Annotated in this window: 18 protein-coding genes; 8 read left to right on the forward strand and 10 right to left on the reverse strand. The window is 70.5% G+C overall.

Annotated features, from left to right (window positions below; translation table 11 throughout):
• Positions 1–22: 22 nt before the first annotated feature.
• The gene (locus ACGFY5_RS25880; protein WP_392723635.1) at positions 23–1,645 is read right to left on the reverse strand and encodes a class I adenylate-forming enzyme family protein; all 1,623 of its coding nucleotides are present in this window, start codon (positions 1,643–1,645) and stop codon (positions 23–25) included.
• 95 nt (positions 1,646–1,740) lie between these two features.
• Here ACGFY5_RS25880 and ACGFY5_RS25885 point away from each other — a divergent pair, with 95 nt between their 5' ends.
• Both ACGFY5_RS25885 and ACGFY5_RS25890 read left to right on the forward strand, forming a co-directional pair.
• Positions 1,741–4,458 carry an acyl-CoA dehydrogenase family protein gene (locus ACGFY5_RS25885; protein WP_392723637.1) on the forward strand — a complete coding sequence of 906 codons (2,718 nt, stop codon included), beginning with the start codon at positions 1,741–1,743 and terminating at the stop codon, positions 4,456–4,458.
• 54 nt (positions 4,459–4,512) lie between these two features.
• Positions 4,513–5,118, forward strand: a complete 606-nt coding sequence (locus ACGFY5_RS25890; protein ID WP_392723638.1) for a TetR/AcrR family transcriptional regulator — start codon at positions 4,513–4,515, stop codon at positions 5,116–5,118.
• Positions 5,119–5,135: 17 nt separating this feature from the next.
• Here the strand turns inward: ACGFY5_RS25890 and ACGFY5_RS25895 are convergent, their stop codons facing one another.
• From ACGFY5_RS25895 to ACGFY5_RS25915, 5 genes are read right to left on the reverse strand one after another with little or no spacing between them, the layout of a single operon-like run.
• Positions 5,136–5,747 carry a TetR/AcrR family transcriptional regulator gene (locus ACGFY5_RS25895; protein ID WP_392723639.1) on the reverse strand — a complete coding sequence of 204 codons (612 nt, stop codon included), beginning with the start codon at positions 5,745–5,747 and terminating at the stop codon, positions 5,136–5,138.
• Positions 5,734–6,933, reverse strand: coding sequence for a cytochrome P450 (locus ACGFY5_RS25900; RefSeq protein WP_392723641.1), 1,200 nt, complete (start codon positions 6,931–6,933; stop codon positions 5,734–5,736). Before ACGFY5_RS25900 ends, ACGFY5_RS25895 begins: the two co-directional genes overlap by 14 nt.
• On the reverse strand, positions 6,920–8,038 hold the full coding sequence (locus tag ACGFY5_RS25905) for an NDMA-dependent alcohol dehydrogenase (protein ID WP_392723643.1): 1,119 nt from the start codon (positions 8,036–8,038) through the stop codon (positions 6,920–6,922). Before ACGFY5_RS25905 ends, ACGFY5_RS25900 begins: the two co-directional genes overlap by 14 nt.
• A complete protein-coding gene (locus ACGFY5_RS25910; RefSeq protein WP_392723644.1) occupies positions 8,035–9,486 on the reverse strand; it encodes an aldehyde dehydrogenase in 1,452 nt (483 codons plus the stop codon). Before ACGFY5_RS25910 ends, ACGFY5_RS25905 begins: the two co-directional genes overlap by 4 nt.
• Before the next feature lie 24 nt (positions 9,487–9,510).
• On the reverse strand, positions 9,511–11,073 hold the full coding sequence (locus ACGFY5_RS25915) for an AMP-binding protein (protein WP_392723646.1): 1,563 nt from the start codon (positions 11,071–11,073) through the stop codon (positions 9,511–9,513).
• Positions 11,074–11,692: 619 nt separating this feature from the next.
• Here ACGFY5_RS25915 and ACGFY5_RS25920 point away from each other — a divergent pair.
• The 6 genes from ACGFY5_RS25920 to ACGFY5_RS25945 are packed head-to-tail and all read left to right on the forward strand — an operon-like array spanning position 11,693 to position 19,909.
• The gene (locus ACGFY5_RS25920; protein ID WP_392723648.1) at positions 11,693–14,437 is read left to right on the forward strand and encodes an AAA family ATPase; all 2,745 of its coding nucleotides are present in this window, start codon (positions 11,693–11,695) and stop codon (positions 14,435–14,437) included.
• A gap of 39 nt (positions 14,438–14,476) precedes the next feature.
• Positions 14,477–17,185, forward strand: coding sequence for a helix-turn-helix transcriptional regulator (locus ACGFY5_RS25925; RefSeq protein ID WP_392723650.1), 2,709 nt, complete (start codon positions 14,477–14,479; stop codon positions 17,183–17,185).
• Between the two features lie 47 nt (positions 17,186–17,232).
• Positions 17,233–18,030: an alpha/beta hydrolase gene (locus tag ACGFY5_RS25930; RefSeq protein WP_392723918.1), complete on the forward strand. Its 798-nt coding sequence runs from the start codon at positions 17,233–17,235 to the stop codon at positions 18,028–18,030.
• The gene (locus tag ACGFY5_RS25935) at positions 18,027–18,815 is read left to right on the forward strand and encodes an SDR family NAD(P)-dependent oxidoreductase (RefSeq protein ID WP_392723651.1); all 789 of its coding nucleotides are present in this window, start codon (positions 18,027–18,029) and stop codon (positions 18,813–18,815) included. The genes ACGFY5_RS25930 and ACGFY5_RS25935 overlap by 4 nt, the downstream gene beginning before the upstream one ends.
• 10 nt (positions 18,816–18,825) lie before the next feature.
• The gene (locus ACGFY5_RS25940) at positions 18,826–19,266 is read left to right on the forward strand and encodes a cupin domain-containing protein (RefSeq protein WP_392723653.1); all 441 of its coding nucleotides are present in this window, start codon (positions 18,826–18,828) and stop codon (positions 19,264–19,266) included.
• A gap of 10 nt (positions 19,267–19,276) precedes the next feature.
• Complete coding sequence (locus ACGFY5_RS25945; RefSeq protein ID WP_392723655.1) at positions 19,277–19,909, forward strand: LysE family translocator; 633 nt, start codon at positions 19,277–19,279, stop codon at positions 19,907–19,909.
• A gap of 6 nt (positions 19,910–19,915) precedes the next feature.
• Here ACGFY5_RS25945 and ACGFY5_RS25950 read toward each other — a convergent pair whose 3' ends face one another.
• From ACGFY5_RS25950 to ACGFY5_RS25965, 4 genes are all read right to left on the reverse strand, one after another.
• A complete protein-coding gene (locus tag ACGFY5_RS25950) occupies positions 19,916–20,761 on the reverse strand; it encodes an SAM-dependent methyltransferase (protein WP_392723657.1) in 846 nt (281 codons plus the stop codon).
• A gap of 37 nt (positions 20,762–20,798) precedes the next feature.
• Positions 20,799–21,092, reverse strand: coding sequence for a winged helix-turn-helix transcriptional regulator (locus ACGFY5_RS25955; RefSeq protein ID WP_392723659.1), 294 nt, complete (start codon positions 21,090–21,092; stop codon positions 20,799–20,801).
• Between the two features lie 451 nt (positions 21,093–21,543).
• Positions 21,544–21,798: a zinc-ribbon domain-containing protein gene (locus ACGFY5_RS25960; protein ID WP_392723660.1), complete on the reverse strand. Its 255-nt coding sequence runs from the start codon at positions 21,796–21,798 to the stop codon at positions 21,544–21,546.
• A gap of 190 nt (positions 21,799–21,988) precedes the next feature.
• A complete protein-coding gene (locus ACGFY5_RS25965) occupies positions 21,989–23,038 on the reverse strand; it encodes an LD-carboxypeptidase (protein ID WP_392723662.1) in 1,050 nt (349 codons plus the stop codon).
• Positions 23,039–23,043: the final 5 nt, after the last annotated feature.

Genomic DNA, 23,043 nt, shown 5'->3' on the forward strand with positions numbered 1-23,043 from the left:
CTGCCTTCGTGCAGAACGTTCGCTAGGCGAGAACCTGGTTCTCTAGTTCTCGCTTGAGGAGTTTGCCGGTGGCGCTGTAGGGAAGGGCGTCAACGAAGTGCACGTGGGCGGGGACCTTGTACGGCGCCAACGTCTCGGCGCACCACGTCTGCACCTCCACGGCGGTCAGCGAGCCGACCACTACGGCCATCACCTCCTGGCCGAGCTCGTCGTGCGGCACGCCGATCACCGCGGCGTCGAGTACCGCGGGATGCTCGGAGAGTCGGTTTTCGATCTCGATCGGGTAGACGTTCTCGCCGCCGCGAATGATCATGTCCCGCAGCCGGGACTCCAGCTGCAGCATGCCGTCGACGACGCGGCCGTAGTCGCCGGTGCGGTACCAACCCTCGGCGTCGAGCACGGCCGCGGTGGCCGCCGGGTCGTTCCAGTAACCGAGGAACCCACTGGGGGAGCGGATGGCGATCTCGCCGATGTCGCCGTCGGCGACGTCCGTGCCGACGGCGTCGCGGATCGTCACGTCGGAGGTCGGGGTCGCCAGCCCGATCGACTGCGGATTCTCGACCATCCGCGCGCCGGCGATCGTCGTGCCCTGACCGCAGGTTTCGCTCATCCCGAACCCCTGCGCGGGCTTGGCTCCCGGGAGCACCGCGCCGAACAGCACCGCGAGCTCCGCGGTGATCGGCGCGCCACCCATGCCGAGCGTCCGCACCGAGCTGACGTCGAAGCGGTGGATATCTGGATGGCGCAGTAACCGCACCAGCTGGGTCGGCACCCCTGACCACTGGGTGACGCCGAAGCGCTCGGTCAGCTCCAGGTGGACGACGGGATCCCAGCGTCCGCGCGGTGGGAAGACCATCGTCATGCCGTTGTACGGTCCGCCTCCGAGCAGCGGGCCGAGGCCCGAGATGTGGAAGAACGGACTCACGACCAGCGCGACCGGAGGGCTGGGCGGCGGGTCGGTCGCGCCGCTCAACAGAGCGTCGGCGTAGCCGCGGAGCTGGGCGTCCTGGGCGAAGTTGACCAGGCCGCGGTGGGTGATGACAGCGCCTTTCGGGCGGCCGGTGGTGCCGCTGGTGAAGAGGATCGAGACGGGATCGTCCTCGACGAGGTCCGGGGTGATCGGGACGCCCGTGGAACTCACCGTCGCGAACAGGTCCGCGAACGTGAGCGACGCCGCGTTCGTACGGGCCAGTTGGTGCTCGTCTCCGATGAGGAGTTTCGGCTCGGCGAGCGCCATGCCGTGGTCGAGTTCGGTTCCGGTCCACCAGCCGTTGAGGCTGACGCTGACCGCGCCGAGCCACGCCAGCGCCCAGAGCGTCAGGGCGTATTCGAGGCTGTTGGGGCCGACCAGGGCGACTCGGTCGCCGCGGGTGATGCCGGCTGTTTGCAGTGCGGCGGCGACGGCGGCTACCTGGTCGGTTGTTTCCTGGTAGGTGAGCTGGCGTTCCGGGAAGACGAGGTAGGGGCGGTCGGGGTGCTGCGCGGTGACGTTCTGCAGCAGCGCGGGGAGGTGTGGGGGGCGATTCGCGAAGACCGTCATCTCGACGCCGCGCACGTTCTCGCGGACGAGCTCGAACGGAGAGCCCGGGCCGGTGAGGGCGGCGCGGGTGTCGGGTGGAAGGCGGTCGAGGTCGTTTGTCAGCATGCGAACCCCCGGGCAGCGTCAGGCGCCGTCGTATTTTGTATATCTGAGATGGTCTCTGCTGTACAAGTAGAATCCAGTTCATTTACGGTGAGGGTATGTCCATCGCGGTGACTGAAGATCAGCTCGAGCTCGGCGCTGCGGTGAGCGGCTTCGTTGCGCGGCACGCGCCGGTTGCTGGTACGCGGGAGCTTTTCGACGCTCTCGCGGCTGGTGGGCGGCCCGCGCATTGGGCCGCGCTCGTTGCTCAGGGGTTGCATGCCGTGCACCTGCCCGAGGAGTTCGGGGGGCAGGGTGGCGGGCTCGGTGAACTCGCGGTCGTGCTCGAGGAGGTCGGGCGGGGGCTGTTGCCCGGGCCTTTCGGCCCGACCGTTCTCGCCTCCGCCGTTGTTTCGCGTGCGCCTGCGGGGGACGTTCGGTCTGCGCTGTTGGACGTGCTGGCCGGTGGCGCTGCCGCTGCGCTCGTTCAGCCCGACGCCGGGCTCACCGCGACCCCGTCTGCGGACGGGTGGGTCCTCACCGGACGCACCACGCCGATTCTCGGGCTCCCGAGCGCCGAGGTCGTGATCGTCGGCGCCACAGTCACCGAGCCGGCGGGCGCTGCCGCGCGCCCCGCCGCCGGGCACTCCGCTGCCGCGCGCCCCGCCGCCGGGCACTCCGCCGCCGGGCACTCCGCCGCCGGGCACTCCGCCGCCGGGCATCCCGCGGCCGCTGGGCACGCCGCCGCTGGGCACGCCGCCGCTGGGCACCCTGCGGCCGGCCATCCTGCGGCCGGCCATCCTGCGGCCGGCCATCCTGCGGCCGGCTATCCTGCGGCCGGCCATCCTGCGGCCGGCTATCCTGCGGCCGGCCATCCTGCGGCCGGCTATCCCGCGGCCGGCTATCCCGCGGCCGGCTATCCCGCGGCCGCCGGTGCGCTTCCGGCCGGTGGTGTCGTGCTCACCGATGAAGGCGCCCCTCGCGTGGCCCGCGATGGCGCAGCGCTCGCCGGCTCCGGTCCGGCTGGTGGCGGTCGGACGGTGTGGATGCGGGTGGAGCCTGGGGCTGACGGTGTGAATATTGTTGTTGAGGAAGGGGTGGATCTCACTCGGGATGTGGGGCGGCTTGATTTGGCCGGTGTGACCGCCGCTGACGATCTCGGGGAGATCGATGCGGAGGCGGTGCGGTATCTGGTTACCGCGTTGAGTGCGGCCGAGGTCGCCGGAGTGCTGGCCTGGGCCGTGAAAGCCACTGTGGAGTACGCGCAGGCGCGGGAGCAGTTCGGGCGGCCGATCGGGTCGTTTCAGGCCGTGAAGCACAAGGCCGCGCGTCTGTTCGTCGCGGCGGAACTCGCTGCGGCTGCGGCCTGGGACGCGGTTCGTAGCCTCGACCAAGGGCTCGATCAGCAGCGCCTTGCCGTCGGCGGCGCGGCGGTCGTCGCGCTCGGCCGCGCCACCGACGCGGTCCTCGAAGCCGTCACGCTCTTCGGCGGCATCGGCTTCACCTGGGAGCACGACGTCCACCTCTACTGGCGACGCGCGATGAGCCTCGCCGCGCTCACCGGCCCCACCGGCACCTGGCTCACCGACCTCGGCGAAGCCGCCCTCATCTCCCGCCGCACCAGCAACGTCGCGCTCGACGCCCTCGACCCAAGCGCCGCCGATAGCGCCGGCACAGCCGCCGATAGTGCCGGCGCCGCCGCCAGCGCCGCCGCCGAAAGCGCCAGCACCGCTGCCGCGCCGCGCGCCGACTTCCGCGAACGCATCGGGGCGCTTATCGACCGCGCCATGCAGCTCCCCGAAGACACCCTCACGACCCCCGGCCACCGCACCGGGCCGCGGCGCACCTACCTCGCGGACGCGGGGCTCATCGCCCCGCACTGGCCCGCTCCCCACGGCCTCGGCGCCACGCCGATCCAGCAACTCGTCATCGCCGAGGAGTTCGCCCGGCGAAACCTCACCCCACCGTCGATAGTGATCGGCGACTGGGCCATGCCCACGATCCTCGCTCACGGCACCCCGGAGCAGGTCGAACGCTTCGCCGGCCCGACGCTGCGCGGCGAACTCGTCTGGTGCCAGCTGTTCAGCGAACCGGGCGCCGGGTCCGACCTGGCGGGCCTCGCCACCAAGGCCGTCAAGGTCGACGGCGGCTGGACCCTCAACGGTCAGAAGGTCTGGACCTCCTCCGCGCACCTCGCCGACTGGGGAATCTGCCTCGCCCGCACCGACCCCGACGCCCCCAAGCACAAGGGCATCAGCTACTTCCTCGTCGACCTCCGCACCCCGGGCGTCGACGTGCGCCCGCTCCGCCAGGCCACCGGCAACGCCGAGTTCAACGAGGTCTTCCTCACCGACGTCTTCGTCCCCGACGACTGCCTGGTCGGCGCCCCCGGCGAGGGCTGGCGTCTCACGATGACGACGCTCGGCAACGAACGCACGTCGATCAGCGCGACGCTCGGCAGCACCGACGAGGAGCCGATCCGCACCCTGATCCACAAGAGCGCCGTCAAGAGAACGGAGGCGACGAGAGCACTCGCCCACGTCAACGCCTACGGCGCCGCCGTGTCCGCGCTCACCATCCGCGAAACCCTCCGCCGCCTCGCCGGCCGGCAACCGGGCCCGGGCGCGAGCGTCGCCAAGGTCGCCTCCGCACAACTCCACCGCGACGCCGCCGACCTCACGTTCGCGCTGGTCGGCCCGGAAGCCGCGGTACGCGGCGGCGCGATCGACGTCGCCGCGCGCGAACTGAACACGCCAGGGCAACTCATCGGCGGCGGCACTGTCGAAATCCAACTGAACGTCATCGCAGAACGTGTCCTGCGCCTGCCGCGCGGTTAGTGCCAGCGTGTCCAGTACCGTGCTTCGGAGGTAGCCACGAGCAGAGGGCGGACGATGGCGGAGCAGGCGCAGGGGACGGCAGGTGGTCTCTCGGTGGAGGGCCTGCCCGCCTGGCAACTCGCGCGCCGCGAGCGCATCGTCGCCGCCGGACTTTCCCTCCTCGAGAAGCACGACTACGACCGCATCCAGATCCGCGACGTCGCCCAGGAGGCAGGCGTCGCCCTCGGAACGCTGTACCGCTACTTCTCGTCGAAAGAGCACTTGTACGCGGCGGTGCTGTTGGAATGGTCCGCGCTCGGCCGTGCCGGCGAGCGCACGACGAAGAAGAAGAACCCCGAACAGCACCTGCGTTCGCGCATCCGTGGCGTCATCACCGCGTTCGAACGGCAGCCGCAGTTCTACAAGGTGCACGTCGTGCTGCAGAGCAGCACCGACCCCAACGCGAAGGCGCTGCTCACCGACTTCGCCGACGCGGCGCAGGCGAGCCTCGTGCAGGATTTCGCCGTCCTCGGCCCGGGCCGCGCCGCGGACTCCGCGACGATGATGTGGGCGATCATCCACTCGATGCTCACCCAGGCCATCTACCACGGTGTCGGCATGAGCGAGGTCTACCGCATCGCCGACGGCTTCATCGACCTGCTCGCCGCCGACCTCCGCTAAGCGAGAGCCGGCCTCCACTAGGCGAGATACGCGTCGATCACCGGCGCCACCACCCGGTGCAGGTACGCGCGCAGCTTCGCCTCGGACGACGTCCGTTTCGTGTCGTACATCAGCACGGACAGCAGCCACCGCACGAGCAGTTCGGTGATCTCGTCCAGATGCGGTTCGAGCCGCGCGTCGTAGGAAGCGATCGGCGACAGGATCGTGCGGGTCAGCGCCAGCGACTCCTCCGTGAGCTGCTGGTCCACCGCCCACGGATCGGTGCGGGCGTGGCTGATCGGGTAGAACGCCGGCTCTTTGCGGAACTCTCGGCGCGCCACGACGAGCGCCTCGACAGCGAACTCGGCCGGCGTGCGGGCGCGGCGCCGCGCGGAGGCCACGACCCGGCTCGCCACGGCCTCGGCGGCTCGCTCCATCGCCGCCGCGACCAGCGCGTCCCGCGACGGGAAGTACGCGTACACCGTCGGCCGCGAGACGCCCGCGGCCACCGCGATCGAGCTGATCGACGTCCGTTCCAGGCCGTACTGCCGGACGCACGCCACCGTCGCGTCGACGATCTTCTCCCGCGCGTCCGAGGACGGCGCGCGCCCCGACCACGGCGCGCGCCGAGCGCCCTCAGGTCGGAACACCATGTGGTGCTGTCGGCGAGAACTGCACCTTCATGCCTTCGTAGCCGCTGACGAACGTCGCGGGCCGAAGTTCGGGTTCCTTCGAATCGGCCAGCGAGATGTCGGGCAGCCGGTCGAGCAGCGCGGTGAAGATCGACTCCAGCTCCAGCCGAGCCAGTGAACTTCCGAGGCAGAAGTGCGCCCCCACTCCGAACGCCAGGTGGTTGTTCGGACTGCGCGTGATGTCGAACCGGAACGGATCCTCGAACACCGCCGAGTCCCGATTCGCCGACGGGTACAGCAAGAGCACGTTCTGGCCTGCACGGAACTGCTTTCCCCGGAAGACGACATCCTGTGTCACCGTGCGGTTCATGTTCCGGATCGGGCTGACCCAGCGCAGCATCTCCTCGATCGCGCCCGGCAGCAGCGACCGGTCGGCACGCAGCCGCTCCCACTGGTCGCGGTTCCGCAGCAGCTGGTAGAGGCCACCCGTGATGACGTGCCGCGTCGTCTCGTCGCCGCCGATGAGCAGCAGCAGCGAGTCGAAGTACAGCGTGTCGTCGTCGAGGCGCTGACCGTCGACCTCGGCACGCACCAGCACGCCGATCAGGTCGTCGCCGCCGTTCTCGCGCCGGTCGGCCAGGATCGGATAGATGTACTCGCCGTACTCCGCGGCGGCGACCATCATCTTCTCCAGCAGGCCCGGGTCCTGCGTGCCCTGCCCGCGCATCATGTCGTCCGACCAGCGCAGCAGGTTCTCGTACTGGTCGTCGCGCACGCCGAGCTGGCCGCCGATGACGATCAGCGGCAGCCAGGCGGCGAGGTCCCAGACGAAGTCGCACGACCCGCGTTCGCACACCTTGTCGATCAGTGCGTGCGTGACCTCGTCGATGCGGGCCCGCTGGTCGGCGACACGGCGCGGGGTGAAGCCCTTGCTGATCAGCTTCCGGCGCCGGATGTGCGCCGGGTCGTCCAGGTCGATCAGCATCGGCGTCGCGTCCTGGTCGGGCCGGATGCCACCCGCGTTCGAGAACAGCTCCGGGTGCAGCGACGCCTCTTTGACGTCGGCGTACCGGGTCAGGCCCCACACCTCGCCGTGCGCATCCCAGTAGATGGGGTCGTTCTCGCGCAGCCAAGCCAACCCGGCGTGCGGTTCGGCGCCCCAAAAGGCGCCGACCGTCAACTGTGGCTGCTCAACCGTGCTCAATGTCGATCACCCCGCGGATGTTCACCCCGGCGTGCATGTCCTTGTAGCCCTCGTTGATCGTCTCGAGGGTGTACCGGTTGGTGATCATCTCGTCGAGCATCAGCTGACCGGACTGGTACATCCGCAGCAGCGCCGGGATCTCCTTGCGGCCGTTCGCGGCGCCGAACAGCGTCCCGCGCAGCTCCTTCTGCCAGATCGTCAGCTCGAACAGCGACATCGTGACCTGCGTGTCCTCCATCGGGGACACCGCTGTGACCACGACCCGTCCGCCCTTGGACACCAGCGCCATCAGGCCGGCGATCTCGTCGCCCCGGGCCACGCCGACGGTGTAGACAGCGGCGTCGGCCATCATGCCGTTGGGAGTGATCTCCTTGAGCAGTTCGGTGGCTTCCGCGACGCTGGCCGCGGTGTGCGTGGCGCCGAACTTCTTCGCTTCCTCGCGCTTGAACTCGATCGGGTCGACCGCGAGGATCTGCTCCGCTCCGGCGATCCGCGCACCCTGTACCGCGGCCGCGCCCACGCCCCCGATGCCGACGACCACCACTGTCTCGCCCGGCTGAACCTTCGCGGTGTGCACGGCCGAGCCGTATCCGGTCGTCACCCCGCAGCCGACCAGCGCCGCGGCGTCGAGCGGGATGTCGTCCGGGATCTTCACCAGCGAGTGCGCGTTCATCACCGCGTACTGGCTGAACGTCGACAGGAACACCATCGTGTAGACGTCCTGCCCGCGCGCGTGCAGCCGGGTGGTGCCGTCCAGACCGATGCCCATCATCAGCGTGCCGCCGACGTCGCACAGGTTCGAACGGCCCTGCGCACACCAGCGGCACTGCCCGCACGCCGGAATGAACATCGGGACGACGTGGTCACCCGGCTTCAGCGTGGTGACGCCCTCGCCGACCTCCTCGACGATGCCCGCACCTTCGTGGCCGCCGACGATCGGTGTGATCGCGGGCATGTCCCCGGTGACGACGTGGTCGTCGGAGTGGCACATGCCGGTGTGGATCATCTTGACGAGCACCTCGCCGGCCTTCGGCGGGTCGAGGTCGACCTCTTCGACACTCCAGGGCTGGTTCCGGTCCCAGAGAACAGCGGCCTTCGTCTTCATTCAGCGCTCCAGCCACTCGGCAGGTTGACGGACTGGTACTCGATGTACGCGGCGAGCCCCTCGGGGCCGAGCTCCCGACCGAGGCCGGAGTCCTTGAACCCGCCGAACGGGGCGCAGTTCTCCAACATGAACGTGTTGACGTTGAACGTGCCGGTCCGCACGCGCCGCGCCACGTCGAGTCCGGCGCCGGGGTCGGACGTCCACACCGAGCCCGACAGCCCGTAGCGGGAGTCGTTCGCGATCTTGACCGCGTCGTCGACGTCGCCGTACGGGATCACCGACAGGACGGGTCCGAAGATCTCCTCCTGCGCGATCGTCATGCTGTTGTCGACGTCGGAGAAGACGGTCGGCTCGACGTACCAGCCGCGGTCGAAGCCTTTCGGCCTCCCGCCGCCGAGCGCCACCGTCGCGCCCTCCTTCTTGCCGGCCGCGAGGTAACCCTCGACCCGTTCGCGCTGCGTGGCGCTCACCAGCGGCCCGATGTGCGTCTCCTCGGCGAGGGGGTCACCGACGACCTGCGCCGCGACCTGCTCGACGACGGCGTCGACGACCTCGCGGTACCTGTCGCGCGGCGCCAGGATGCGCGTCTGCGCCACGCACGCCTGGCCGTTGTTCATCAGCCCGACGTTGATGACCTGCGGAACTGCTTCTTCAAGATTGACGTCGGGCAGCAGCACGGCTGCGGACTTGCCACCGAGCTCCAGCGTCACCCGGCGCAGGTTCTCCCCGCAGAGGCTGGCGATGCGCCGCCCGGCCGCGGTGCTGCCCGTGAAGCTCACCTTGTCGATGCCGGGGTGCGTGACCAGGTACTCGCCGACCGCCCGGTCCGCGGGGACGATGTTGACGACACCCGCCGGGATTCCGGCGGCCTCGATGGCCTGACCGAGCAGCTGCCCGGAGAGCGGGCTGGCCGGTGCGGGCTTGAGCACGACAGTGCAGCCCGCGGCCAGCGCCGGGGCCAACTTCAGCATGCTGACGTAGATCGGCACGTTCCACGGCACGATCGCCGCGACGACGCCGACCGGAGCGCGGCGCACGACGGTGGGGCCGAGCAGCCCGGCGCGGGTCTCCTCCCACTGCGTGTCCCGGGCCAGGCCGGTGAAGAAGTCCAGCGCCATCGTGGCCGCGAGCACCTGGCCCATCCGCGAGAACTGCAGCGGCGAGCCCATCTCGGTGCTGATCGTGCGCGCGAAGTCCTCGAGGCGTTCGTTGATGATGCCGGAGAGCCGGGCCATCGCGTCGGCGCGCTCGGCACCGCTGGTGCGCGACCAGGGTCCTTCGTCGAAGGCCTTCCGGGCGGCGTCGACGGCCGCGTCGACGTCCGCGTTCGACGCTTCCGGCACGCGTCCGACGAGCTCTTCGGACGCGGGGGAGACGACGTCGAACACCGAACTCCCGGCGGGGGCCACCCACTCGCCCCCGATGTAGAACGTGTCGTACGTGAGCATCTTTGCTCCTTTGAATCGGTGACGTCAGCCGACGCGTCGGGCGGAACCGGCCCAGTACTGCTCGCGGAGTGCCTTCTTGTTGGCCTTGCCGACCGGCGTGAGCGGGATCGACTCGGCGATGTCGATGGACTTGGGTGCGTGGATCGGGCCCTTGGCCTCGCGGACCAGCGCGATCAATGCGGCTTCGTCGATGGTGGCGCCCGGACGCGGAACGACGACGGCCTTCACCGCCTCACCCCACTTCTCGTCGGGGACGCCGATGACGGCGGCCTGGGCGACGTCGGGATGGCTGGTGAGCACGTCCTCGACCTCGCGCGGGAACACGTTGAACCCGCCCGACACGATCATGTCCTTCGTGCGGTCGACGATCGTCCAGTAGCCGTCTTCGTCCTCGCGGGCGACGTCACCGGTGTGCAGCCAACCGCCTCGGAACGCCTCGGCGGTCTCGTCGGGCAGCTTGTTGTAGCCGTTCATGACCAGCGCGCCCTGCACGCAGATCTCGCCGGGCTCACCCTGCGGCACCGGCTCGCAGTTCTCGTCGAGCAGCGCCGCGCGCACCCAGGGCACCGGGCGTCCGCACGTGGCGAGCTTGTCGGGCGTGTGCTCCTCCTTACGGAGCACGGTGATCGTCATCGGCGCTTCGTTCTGGCCGTAGAACTGGTAGAACACCGGCCCGAACCGCTCGATCGCCTGCGCCAGCCTGGCCGGGGACGCGGCGGAGGCCCCGTAGAACACCGTCTCCACACTGGACACGTCGGTGGTGGCCAGGTCGGGGTGGTCGAGGATCGCGTACAGCATCGCCGGCACGATCATCGTCGACGTGATCCGGTGTTCTTCGACGGCCTTGATCCACCCACCGGGGGTGAACCCGGGCAGCACGACGAACGAGCCGCCGGCCAGCAGCACCGGCAGCGTGAAGGCGCCGGCGGCGTGCGAGAGCGGTGCGGCGATGAGGAACCGTATGTCGTCGGGGAACTGCCACTCGGCCATCTGGATGCGGGTGAGCTCCGCGCCGCCGCGGTAGGAGATCAGCACGCCCTTGGGGCGTCCGGTGGTGCCGCCGGTGAACGACATCGAGGACACCGCCTCGGGGTCCACGACCGGTGCGACCAGGCGTTCTTCGGGCGTGAACCCGGCCGCCAGGTCGGCGATGTTCTCCGCGATGTTCGAGGGGCCGAGTGCGAGCAGCCGCGTGAGGCCCGGTGCCTTCTCCTTCAGCGCCGCGACCTGCTCCTCGAGCGCCGGATCGAAGACCAGCGTGTGGATGTCGGCGTTGTCCAGCACGTACGCGTGGTCGTCGAGCGAGCCCAGCGGGTGCAGGGGAGTGCCCCGGGCGCCGACCAGCGTGGACGCACCGGTGGCGAACAGGACCTCGGGCCGGTTGCGGGCGAGGATCGAGATGCCGTCGCCGGGTCCGATGCCGATCGATCGGTACGCCTGCGACCAGCGGCTGACCGCCTCGCGGTAACCGCGGTAGGTGACTGTCGTGCCGTCGACCAGGACTGCTGGCCGATCGTCGTACCGGTTCAGCGCGGTGGCCAACAACTCCGGCATCAGGGGCGGGGAATGCAACAACGGTGTCGACATTGATCGCCTCGTACGAGAGAGAGTGCACGGATGACGTCGTCGCGTAAGACGGGGAACCCACCGGGAGGTGAACCGGAGTTTACACATCTTTCATCGTGTGACAAGGTCAACAAGTCGGTAGAACGTGTTCTCGAAATCTCCTCAACGGAACTCTGAACGGAGAGTCACCTGCTGCCGTACGGTGGCCCCCATGACGGGAGCGGGAGGTCCTCCCCGAGCTCGGGTACTCCTGGGACGACATCGCGAGGCTCGCGGAGAGCGGGGCGGTGTGACGTGCCGCTGCCTCTCGGCACCGGAGAGAACGAGTTCTACTGGACCGCCGGTGCGGACGGTGTCCTGCGGTCGAAGCGCCGCACCGCGTGCGACTCGCTGATCCATCCGCGCGGCCACATCGTCGGTGTCACGGTCAATCACCAGCAGTGGGGACCGGAGCCGCCGGAGCCGTACGCGCTCGCCGCGGTGGCCGGTGATCCGCAGCCGCTTCCGCCGCTGGAGGATGATCCCGACGAGGTTCGTCGCAAAACCCGGCGCCCGGCTTCCGCGACGGCCTCTCCGCGCCCGAATTCCACGAGATCCTGTCGGCTGCCTTCTCCGCGTGACCGCGTGGGAGGATTCAGCCATGGGGGCACCGCACGTTCCGAATCTGATCGGGCGTGAGGACGAACGACGCACGGTCGGTGACCTGATCGGGCGCCTCCCGGCTACCGGCGGTGCGCTGGTGTTGCGCGGTGACCCGGGGGTGGGGAAGTCGACGCTGCTGGCCGAGGCGGTCCGGCTCGCCACGTCCAGCGGCTTCCGCGTGCTACGGACGACCGGCGTCGAGGCGGCGGCCCAGGTGGCGTTCGCGGGCCTCGAGCAACTCCTGCGCCCGCTCCGCGACCGGGTCGGGGCGCTGGCCCCGCCGGAGCGCGCGGCCGTCAACGCGGCACTCGGCCAGAGCGACGCGGCGGTACCCGACCTGTTCCTGGTCGCGCTCGCCACGCTCAACCTCGTCGCGGACGCCGCGCCGGTCGTCGTCGTGGTCGAGGACGGGCACTGGCTCGACCGGGCCACCGCGGACGTGCTCGCGTTCGTCGCCCGGCGGCTGGACTTCGAGCCGATCGTGCTGGTCGCCGCGGTCCGCGACGGTTACCCCGGCCCGCTCGACGACGTTCCGATGCTGACGTTGTCACCGCTGTCCGACGCGGCCGCGGCGGCGCTGCTGGACGCCCGGTTCCCGGAGCTGCCCGCCACCGCGCGCCAGCGGGTGCTCGACGAGGCGGCCGGTAACCCGCTCGCGCTGGTCGAGCTGCCGGTCGGGCTGGACCAGCTCCCGGTCGGTCCGGCCCGGCTCCGGGTCGCGTCGGGGCGGCGTCCGATGGCCGCGACGAACTGGCTGCGGCTCTCCGAGCGCCTCGAGCGCGCTTTCGGCGCCCGCACCGCGGACCTGCCGCCGGCCACGCTGTCACTCCTGCTGCTCGCCGCGCTCAACGGCAGCGACTCGCTCTCCGAGGTGCTGGCTGCCGGTGGCTCCGAGGTGACCGTCGACGACTTCGCGCCCGCCGTCGCCGGTGGGCTCATCGAGGTCGGCGACGGGCGGCTGCGGTTCCGGCACCCGCTCGTCCGGTCGGCGATCGTGCAGCGCGCCACCGCCGGGCAGCGGCACCGAGCGCACGCGGCGCTGGCCCAGGTGCTCGACGGGGAGATCGAACGCCGGGCCTGGCACCGGGGCGCGTCGGTCGTCGGCCCGGACGAGGACATCGCGGCCGAGCTGGACGCCGCCGGAGCGCGGGCACTGCGCCGGGGTGGTGTCGAGACGGCTGTGCTCGCGTTCGAACGCGCCGCGCGGCTCAGCGCCGCACCCGACCGGCGCGCGGACCGGCTGCTGCGCGCCGCCGACCTGGCGATGGATCTCGGCCAGCGCGAGTCCGTCGCCCGGCTGCTGTCGCAGGCCGAGGCGATGGACCTCTCCGCTGCCCAGCGCACGCTCGCGGCCTGGATCCGCGACTCGTTCGACGACGGCATCCACGACGTCGTCGCCAACGTCCGCAGGCAGGCCGAGCTCGCCGAACGCATCGCCGCGGACGGCGACGTCGACCTGGCGATGAAGATCCTCTACCGCGCCGCGATCCGCTGCTTCTTCGCCGAGCCCGGCGACGAGGTGCGCGAACAACTCACGGCGACAGCGGAACGCGTCAGCACCGACCCCGCCGACCGGCGGCTCCTGGCGATCCTCGGCCACGTCGCACCGATCGAGCGCGGCCCGGCGATCTACGAACACCTGGCGCAGGCGGCCGAGCGGGTCGACGGTGACCCGACCGCGGCCCGCCTGGTCGGCAACGCCGCGATCGCTGTCGGCGCGTTCGACGTCGGGCTGGCGATGCAGACGACAGCGATCGCCGGCCTCCGCACGCAAGGCCGATTGGCCCTTCTCGCGCGGGCGACGAGCATCCAGGCCTGGTGCGCGCTGCAGCTGATGGACCTCGACGTCGCGATCACGAGCGCGCAGGAGGCCGTCCGCCTGTCCGCGGAGACCGCGCAGCCCAACATCGCGCTGCTGGCCCGCTCCCGCGAGTCGATGATCGCCGCGATGCGCGGTGAGCACGACGACGCGATGCGGATCGCCACCGAGGTCGAACGCGACGCGCTGCCCGGCGGCGTCCGCCCGGCGCTGGCGATGGTGCAGCTCACCCGCGGTCTTTCCGCGCTCGGCGTCGGACGTTACTCGGACGCGTTCGAGCACCTGCGTCGCGTGTACGACCCGCTCGACCCCGCGTACCACCACCTCAACCGCTGCTACTTCGTCGGCGACGTCGTCGAAGCGGCTGTGCGCAGTGGACGGTACGACGAGGCGCGTCGCCTGCTCGACGAGATGGAGGAGATCGGCCGCCGCACGCCGTCGCCGGCCCTGCACATCAACCTCCGCTACGCGCGTGCGCTGATGGCCGCCGAGGAGGAGCCGTTCCTCGTCGCGCTCCGCGCGGATCTGGTGCGGTGGCCGTTCGCCCGCGCCCGGCTACTGCTCGCCTACGGCGAATTCCTCCGACGCCAGCGACGTCCGGCCGAAGCGCGGGCGCACCTCCGCGCGGCCCGGGAGGCGTTCGACGCGCTGGGCGTGATCGCGTGGGGAGACCGGGCCCGCGCGGAGCTGCGTGCCTCGGGGGAGACGAGCCGCGGCCGCGTGGCCCAGGCCAGCGAGATGCTCACCCCGCAGGAGCTGCAGATCGCCCAGATGGCAGCCGACGGCCTCACCAACCGTGAGATCGGACAGAAGCTTTACCTGTCGCACCGCACGATCAGCACGCATCTGCACCGGATCTATCCCAAACTCGGCATCACGTCGCGCGGTGGGCTGCTCGATGCGCTACACCGCACCGTCATGTGACGTACGCGAAGCGCCGGGCGTCGTTCCTACGCTGCTTGCATGCACGGTCGGGTGGAGGAACGGCAGCTCCTGAAGACGTTCGTCGAACAGGTACGCGAGGGCTCGAGCGCCGCGCTCGTCCTCGTCGGCGAAGCCGGCATCGGCAAGACCCGGCTGCTGGACAGCGTTCCCGAGGCGGCCGACGGCGTGCGGATCGCGCGCACCAGCGGCGCGGAGGCCGAGACCCACCTCGGCTACGCCGGTCTCCACCGGCTGCTGCGACCGTTCCTGGACCGCCTCGACCGGCTCCCCGAGCCCCAGAACACCGCTTTGGCGACCGCGTTCGGCCGGGTCTCCGGCCCGGCTCCCGACCTCTTCCTCGTCGGACTGGCCGCGCTCACGCTGCTGGCCGACGCCGCCGCCGGCGAGCCCGTCGTCTGCCTGGTCGACGACGCCCAGTGGCTGGATCCGGAATCCTTGGCCGCGCTGGCGTTCCTCGGACGACGTCTGGAGGCCGACGGCATCGGCCTGCTGGTCGCCACCCGCGACGACCCCGCCACGCTCGGCGTCCTGCAGGGCCTGCCGCGGCACGCGGTGGCGGGGCTCGAGGCCGACGACTCCCGGCGCCTGGTCGCGGCCACGGCAGGATCCCGGCTCGATCCGCAGGTCGTCCAGCGGGTCGTCACGGAGACCGGCGGCAACCCCCTCGCGCTGATCGAGGTGACCGAGGCACTCTCGACCGAGCAGCTCGCGGGCGCGTCGGTGCTGCCCGAGCACCTGCCGATCGGCGCCCAGCTGGAGGCGCACTTCGTCGGCCAGGTGCAGGAGTTGCCGCCGGACACCCGGATGCTGCTGCTCCTGCTCGCCGCCGCCCCGGCCGACGACCATGCACTGCTCTGGCGCGCCGCCGCCCGGCTCGCGCTCGAACCCACCGCGCTGGACGCCGCCATCTCGGCGGGCATCACCCGCGGACACACGATCCGGCATCCCCTGATCCGCTCCGCGATCTACCGCGCCGCGTCCCCGGCCGACCGACGCGCGGTGCACGCGGCGCTCGGCGAGGCCATCGACCGCGAACACAACGCCGACAGCCGCGCCTGGCACCTCGCCGAATCGGTCGCCGGCCTGGACGACACGGTCGCCGACGACCTCGAGGAGGCCGCCGAGGGCGCGCGGAGCCGCGGTGGGTACGCCGCGCAGGCCGCGTTCCTGTCCCGCGCCGCGGAACTGACGTCGGACGCTCCGCACCGCGCCCAGCGGTACCTGGCGGCCGCACGGTCGTTCATGATCATCGGGGACACCGCCGCGGCCGCGCACCGGCTCGACCAGGCGGCACCCTGGCTCACCGAGCCGACCGCGCGGGCCGCGGGGCAGCGGATGCGGGCGGCGATCGAGTGGTACGGCAGCGGCATCGCAGCGCGGGCGCCCGCGATCCTGCTCGACGCGCTGGGACCCCTGGACGACCGCACCACCAGGGCGATGCTGTGGGAAGCCATGACCGCCGGGCTGCTGGCCGGGCGGTACACCGAACGGGTCACGCTGCTCGACGTCGCCCGGGCCGCACTGCGGCTGCCTCCGGCCGAGGAGACGACCGTCGCGGACCGGGTCCTGAACGCGTTCGCGGTCCGGATCGCCGGTGAGTACGACCAGGCGGCGCCGTTGCTGCGGGCCGCGATCGCGGCCCTGAAGACCGAGGACTTCCTGGACGGCGCCGGAGCCGAGGCACCGGTGGCGTCCTGGGCCGCGATCGACCTCTGGGACGACGAGGGCCTCGGTGCCGTCCTCACCCGGATGGACCTGGCCAACCGGGCACAGGGTGCGCTGCACGCGCTGAACGGCACGCTCTCCACCGAAGCGGTGTGGAAGGTCGCGATCGGCCGGTTCGCCGAGGCCGAAGCCCACCACGACGAGGCGACCGAGCTGTGCGCTGCGATCGGTCTGCCACTCCGCGGCGACGCGCATCGCGTCGAACTGTTCGCCTGGCAGGGACTCCAGGACGAGACGCGAGCCGCGGCCGACATGGCCCAGCGGGTGTGGGGCGCGCAGCTGCGCTACTCCGTGCTCGAAGGCCACGCGCTGTACGCGATCGTCATCCTCGAACTCGGCCTCGGACGCTACCGCGAGGCGCTCGACGCTGCCGACCGTCTGTTGACCGACGACCCGCCCGGTGAAGGCAACCGCATTCTGTCCGACGCCGTGGAAGCGGCGGTACGTGCCGGCGACCATACGGTCGCACAGTTCGCGTTCACTCGGCTGGCGGCGCGGGCGCCGGTGAGCGGCACCCCGTGGGCGCTCGGCCTGCTGGCCCGGTGCCGGGCGCTGCTCGCCGACCACGTCGACGCCGAAGCGCTGTACAAGGAGTCCGTCGAACTGCTCGGCCGCACGTCGGTGCGCACCGACCTCGCCCGCACCCACCTGCTGTACGGGGAGTGGCTGCGCCGCCAGGGACGCCGTACCGACGCGCGCGAGGAGTTGGGCGTCGCGCACGACATGTTCACCACGATGGGTGCTGCCGCGTTCGCGACCCGCGCCGAGAACGAACTTCGCGCCACCGGGGCGTCGATCAGGAGAAGGGCCGCGCAGACTGACGTCGGACTGACCGCGCAGGAGTTGCAGGTGGCGCGCCTCGCGATCGGCGGCGCAACCAACGCGGAGATCGCCACGCGGTTGTTCGTGACCGCCTCGACGGTCGAGTACCACCTGAACAAGATCTTCCGGAAGCTCGGCATCACGTCCCGGCGGCAGCTGGCTGGGGTGCTGCGGGAGTAACGACTGGGGTCTTTCCCCGGCGCGAGGCGGGGGCCGGCGGTGGTGGGCTGATGCCCATGACGCCAGTACTGTTCATCCACGGACTGTGGCTGCACGCCGAGTCGTGGGCACCCTGGATCGAGCTGTTCAGATCGGCCGGCTACGACGCTTCGGCGCCCGGCTGGCCCGGTGACCCGGAGACCGTGCAGGAGGCGCGCGCGAACCCGGAGAGCATCGCCGACCACGGCATCGACGACGTGGTCGCGCACTTCGCGTCGATCATCGGCACGCTGCCGGAGAAGCCGATCCTGATCGGTCACTCGTTCGGCGGCATGATCGCGCAGAAGCTGCTCGGTCAGGACCTCGCCGCGGCCGCCATCGCGATCGACGCCGCCCAGATCAAGGGTGTGCTGCCGGTGCCGCTCTCGGCGCTGCGTGCCACGCTGCCGGTGTTCAAGAACCCGGCCAACAAGCACCGGGCGGTCTCGCTGACCGCCGAGCAGTTCCGGTTCGCGTTCGGGAACGCGATCCCCTCCGAGGAGTCGGACGCGCTGTTCGAGCGGTGGGTCATCCCCGCGCCCGGCAAGCCGCTGTTCGAGGCTGCCACGGCGAACTTCGACCCGCACTCGCCGGCCGCGGTGAACACCCACAACGAGCTGCGTGGACCGCTGCTGCTGATGATGGGCGGCAAGGACCACACGGTGCCCGAGTCGGTCACGCGGTCGACGCTCAAGCAGTACCGGCACTCCGATGCGGTCACGGACATCCTCGAATGGCCCGACCGTGCCCACTCGCTGACGATCGACCACGGGTGGCGTGACGTCGCCGACGCGTCGCTCGAATGGCTGAAGAAGCAGGGGCTGTGAACCTGCACCTGTACGGCAAGACCGCTGTGGTGACCGGCGCGAGCAAGGGCATCGGACTGGCCATCACGCAGGCGCTGGTCGGCGAAGGGGCCAACGTCGTCACCGGCTCACGGCAGATCTCGCCGGAGCTCAAGGAGCTCGCCGCGCACGCGGCCGTGCACCCGGTGGCGGTGGATCTGACGTCGCCGGACGGCCCGGCAGCGCTGGTCGACGCCGCGGTGGACGTCTACGGCGGTGTGGACGTTCTGGTGAACAACGTGGGTGGGGTGCGGCCGCGGACCGGTGGGTTCCTGTCGGTGACGGACGCTCAGTGGACCGAGACGCTGACGATCAACTTCCTGGTCGCGGTGCGGACGGTTCGGGCGGCGCTGCCGCACCTGCTGGAGCGGGGTTCGGGCTCGATCGTGACGATCGCGTCGGTGAACGCGTCGCTGCCCGACCCGCTGGTGATCGACTACAGCGCCGCCAAGGGGGCGCTGGTCAACTTTTCGAAGTCGCTGTCCAAAGAAGTCGGGCCGCGCGGGATCCGGGTGAACACGATCAGCCCGGGGCCGGTGAGTACCGATCTGTGGCTGGGGTCGGACGGGGTGGCCGCGACGTTGGGGCAGGCGAACTCCCGTACTCCGGACGAGATCGCGGCCGCTGCGGCAGCGGATTCGGTGACCGGCCGGTTCAGTACCCCGTCGGAGGTGGCGGCACTGGTGCTGCTGCTGGCCGGTGACCGCGCCGAAAACGTCACCGGCGCCGATCTGATCATCGACGGCGGCTTGACCACGAGCTTGTAGGAGACCACAGATGACTGATCAGTTCTGGTTCCTCGGCGGTAGGGCCCGCATCGTGATTCCCGGTGAGGCCACCGGGGGAGCGATCTCGGTCATGGAGTTCACCGATACCGAAAAGCACGCCCCGCCGCTGCACATCCACGACCGCGAGGACGAGGTGTGGACGGTGCTCGACGGTGAGGTGACCGTCTTCGTCGGTGACGAGCGTTTCGATCTGACGCCGGGCGAGGTGGCGTTGGGGCCGCGTGGGGTGCCGCACTCGTACCTGGTGCGGTCGCCGGTGGCGCGGCTCGCCGTGAGTTTCGCGCCGGCGGGGCTGGAGAAGTGGTTCTCGGGGAACAGTTCGCCGGTTCTGTCCGGCGACGACGTTCCCGCGCCGTTCGACATCGGTTCGATCGTCGCGGCGGCGGCGGCATTCCAACTCACCGTGGCGGGCCCACCCCCGGAGGTGTGAGGATTCGGGCATGCCGATCGACTCGCACCTGCTGACGTTGTTCGTCGTGACGACGCTGGTCGCCATGATCACACCCGGGCCGGACATGTTGTTCGTGCTCGGATGCGGGATCAAGGGTGGTCCACGGGCCGGGCTGCTCGCCACAGCCGGGGTGGCGACCAGCGAGGCGATCCACGTCGCGCTGGCCGCCGTCGGGCTCGCGGCGTTGTTCGCCGCGGTACCGACGGCGTTTCTGGTCGTGCGGATCGTCGGTGGGGTCTATCTGGTGTATCTGGGTGTGCAGATGATCCGGCACCGCAAGGGCAGCGTGGCCGACGTGCCCGCTGCCGGGGGTGGCATCTCCGGGCGCCGCGCCTACGTGAACGGGTTGGTGACCAACCTGCTCAACCCGAAGATGGTGACGTTCACGCTGGCGTTCCTGCCGCAGTTCATCGACCCGTCGCTGGGTCGGGTGTGGCTCCAGTTCGTGGTGCTCGGCGTCCTGCTGATCGGAATCGAGTTCCTGATCGACGGGACGGTCGGGGTGCTGGCGGGCCGGATCGGGGGGTGGCTGCGCCAGCGCCGCGCGGCCCGCCGCCGCATCGACGTCGCCACCGGCGGCCTCTTCATCGGCCTCGGCGTCCGCCTGGCCGCTGAGCGCTAGGGTCGTTCAGGGCTTTCGGGCTACGGCTCCGTAGACCGAGACGAGCTCGTCGGGGCGGTCGGCGAAGCGGTCCTGGGCGTCGGGGCGCCAGCGGTGGACGAGCGTGAGGCCCGGATCGACCAGCTCCAGACCGTCGAAAAAGCGGTGGATTTCTGCTTTGGGCCGCACCTGCATCGTGACGCCGCGGGAGGCGTAGATCTCTTCGACCCTCTTCCACTGCTCCGGCAGGAAGTCGCCGGTCAGGTGCGAGAGTGCGAGGTACGAGCCGGACGGCAGCGCGTCGACCAGCTCGCGGACGACGCGGTGCGGCTCGTCCGCGTCACCGACGAAGTGGGCGATCGCGACCAGCAGCAGGGCCACCGGCTGGTCGAAGTCGAGCGTGCGCTTCGCGGCCTCGAGGATGCGCTGGGGCTCGCGGAAATCGGCGTCGAGGTAGTCCGTCGCGCCCGACGGGGTGCTGGTGAGCAGCGCACGGGCGTGGGCGAGCACGATCGGGTCGTGGTCGGTGTAGACGACGCGCGCGGTCGGGTCGATGCCCTGCGCCACGTCGTGCACGTTCGGCTGGGTGGGGAGCCCCGTTCCGATGTCGAGGAATTGCCGGATGCCCTGTTGCGCGGCGAGGTAGGTGACGACCCGGCGTAACCAGTCGCGGTTCGCTCCCGGGGCCACGTCGCTGGCCGGGTTGGAGGTGCGGCCGTGCTCGGCCGCCTGCCGGTCGGCGGGGAAGTTGTCCTTGCCGCCGAGCAGGTAGTCGTAGACCCGCGCCGGGTGCGGAACGTCGGTGCGCAGGTCGACCGGTGTGCGGTCGGCCGCCTGAGCGGCGGCATCGGTCATCCAGTTCGCGTCAGTCACGCGGTCCCCATCATTCCCAGCGGCAACGGCGTCGATACTAATGCTCCTGATCCACAGAGGAGTCGTAGGCCGCACGGTTGGTGACGACGTCCTCGCTGTGATTGATCGCCCAGCCCGCGACCGAATCGAACATGCTCGTGCCGAGTTCGGTGAGCGCGTACTCGACGCGCGGCGGGCGGGACGTGCGCGTGACGAGCCCGTCCCGTTCCAGCCCGCGCAGCGTCAGCATCGGCCCGCCCCGGAGTCGCCCGAGGACCAGCATCGTCCACTTGTTGCCGATCTGCCCGATCGTCTCGAGCACGTGCGTGCACGCGGCTTCGTCCGTGACCACGGTCGGCCCCCTAGGAACAAAAAAGTGCTTACTTGCGACGTGTTGGGCGCTTATCGACGATGCCTATTGTGCGGAAAACGGAGACGGTGGGAAGTGCGGTGATCGTCGGGGCCGGGCCTGGGCTCGGCATGGCGTTGGCGCGTCGGTTCGGGGCGGAGGGGTATCCGGTGGGGCTCGGGGTCGGCGCCGATCACGCCGGCGGACCGGGTGACCGCCGACGATGCGTTCGCGCAGGTGGTGTTGCACGTGGGCGGCGCGGTGACCGCTACGCAGCACGTGTTGCCGGCGATGCGGAGGGTTAGCGAATGGTACGGAGGACCATATCGACGAGGGCGACCACGTCGTCGCCCACCATGGGACAGTGCCCTCGCTGAACGCCCCCGCGAACGCGGCGCGAAGGCGCCGGCCACTCGGCGCCCGAGGAGCAGCCGGACGAGCTGTGGTCAGTGGTTCAGAAGTGGCTCGGTGCGCCCGAAAGCAGCCGCTGAGCTTCGCTCTTGCTGACCGTGCGACGCGAGCGGCACATCGGGTTGGCGCACTCGACCACGTACTTGCTGCGCACCGGGATGAGCGGGATGAAGAACAGGCTGAACTTCGTGACCTCGCGGAACAGCGCCATTCTTCCGCCCTGGCCGCAGACGTGGCAGGCCATGGCGACCCAACCGAGCGGGTGGACCTTGGTGCGAAAACCGAAGATCAGGAACACGTGGGGGAACCTCCGTAACGTTGCGCTGACATGTTCGGGCTACCCCGTGTTCTCAGGATGACTCGTCGGGTCCAGCTGCTTTGATGGGCGCCATGCTGGAACGTCCGTGGGGAATCGCTGGAGTGGGCACGGCGTCCGTGAAGGCCGAGCCCGATGTGGCGAGGGTCCGGTTCCGTGACGTGGCGGCTCGTTACGTGTAGTCGGCTCGCACTCGGTGGGCGGCGCCGTCGACGGTGATGATGCCGCCGTGCGGCAGGATCCACTGCGGCCGGGTGTGGCCGAACGGCACGCCCACGCACACCACGGCATCGGGGTTGTAGCGCCCGAGCACCTCGGCGACCACGTCACGCTGCTCGTCCCGCAACCGCCGCCGCTCCTCCGCGGAGGGCCGCCGCACATGGTCCGAAACCGGCGGCCGGGCAACGAGCACCGCGTCCACCGCCCGCAAAATTCCCCGCTCGCCCAACGACCGCACGATCCAGCCCACGTTCCGCGCCGGCAGCAACTCCTCGGACGTCTCCAACAGCAACACCCCGCCGGCCAGGGCATCCGGCGACCCCGGCCCCCGCCCCGCGGTCAAAATCCACTCCATGACCTCGATACACCCACCCCACGAGGGCCCCGTCACCGACCGAGCCGGCCCGTACCAGCTCCACGGCTCGGTAGCCTCCCGTTCCCCGAACTCCCCGAGCGCCCGCGGATCGCCCCAATCGAACCCGACATCCTCGGACTCCCCGGGGTCCGTGACGTCCAACTGCTCCCCACCCACCAACGCCGCGTGCAACGACCGCGCGTGAACGTCGTCAAGAGATGGCCCGGGACCCAAGTGCACTTGGGACGAGCCGCCGTAAAAGCTCGCAATCCCCAAACTCCACAGCCAATGGTGCAGATTGGTGTTGTCGCTGTACCCCAGAAACGGCTTCGGATCGGCGCGCGCGCAATCGGCGTCCAGATGCGGAATCACCGTGATCTGGTCCTCCCCGCCCACCACGGCAAGAATCGCCCGGATGCTCGGGTCGGCGAACGCGGCGTTGATGTCCGCGGCGCGCGCCGCGGCCGGAGCACCGACCTGCCGAGTCGTCGGGAACTCCACGGGCACCAGCCCGGTGACCTCGGCCAGCCGTCGCATCGCCTGCTCGTGCACGGCCGGGTACGCACCCGCCGCGGCGAACGAGGGGGAGAGCACGGCAATGCGGTCCCCGGGACGGGCTTTGGGCGGACGAATCACCACTTGCGCCATGCCCA

Source organism: Cryptosporangium sp. NPDC048952 (genome assembly GCF_043197895.1).
Lineage (GTDB): Bacteria > Actinomycetota > Actinomycetes > Mycobacteriales > Cryptosporangiaceae > Cryptosporangium.

Bases quoted from the DNA above. Each gene is read 5' to 3' on its own strand.
- ACGFY5_RS25880 (WP_392723635.1), bottom strand. From the start codon at position 1,645: ATGCTGACAAACGACCTCGACCGCCTTCCACCCGACACCCGCGCCGCC.
- ACGFY5_RS25885 (WP_392723637.1), top strand. From the start codon at position 1,741: ATGTCCATCGCGGTGACTGAAGATCAGCTCGAGCTCGGCGCTGCGGTG.
- ACGFY5_RS25890 (WP_392723638.1), top strand. From the start codon at position 4,513: ATGGCGGAGCAGGCGCAGGGGACGGCAGGTGGTCTCTCGGTGGAGGGC.
- ACGFY5_RS25905 (WP_392723643.1), bottom strand. From the start codon at position 8,038: ATGAAGACGAAGGCCGCTGTTCTCTGGGACCGGAACCAGCCCTGGAGT.
- ACGFY5_RS25910 (WP_392723644.1), bottom strand. From the start codon at position 9,486: ATGCTCACGTACGACACGTTCTACATCGGGGGCGAGTGGGTGGCCCCC.
- ACGFY5_RS25915 (WP_392723646.1), bottom strand. From the start codon at position 11,073: ATGTCGACACCGTTGTTGCATTCCCCGCCCCTGATGCCGGAGTTGTTG.
- ACGFY5_RS25920 (WP_392723648.1), top strand. From the start codon at position 11,693: ATGGGGGCACCGCACGTTCCGAATCTGATCGGGCGTGAGGACGAACGA.
- ACGFY5_RS25925 (WP_392723650.1), top strand. From the start codon at position 14,477: ATGCACGGTCGGGTGGAGGAACGGCAGCTCCTGAAGACGTTCGTCGAA.
- ACGFY5_RS25940 (WP_392723653.1), top strand. From the start codon at position 18,826: ATGACTGATCAGTTCTGGTTCCTCGGCGGTAGGGCCCGCATCGTGATT.
- ACGFY5_RS25945 (WP_392723655.1), top strand. From the start codon at position 19,277: ATGCCGATCGACTCGCACCTGCTGACGTTGTTCGTCGTGACGACGCTG.
- ACGFY5_RS25965 (WP_392723662.1), bottom strand. From the start codon at position 23,038: ATGGCGCAAGTGGTGATTCGTCCGCCCAAAGCCCGTCCCGGGGACCGC.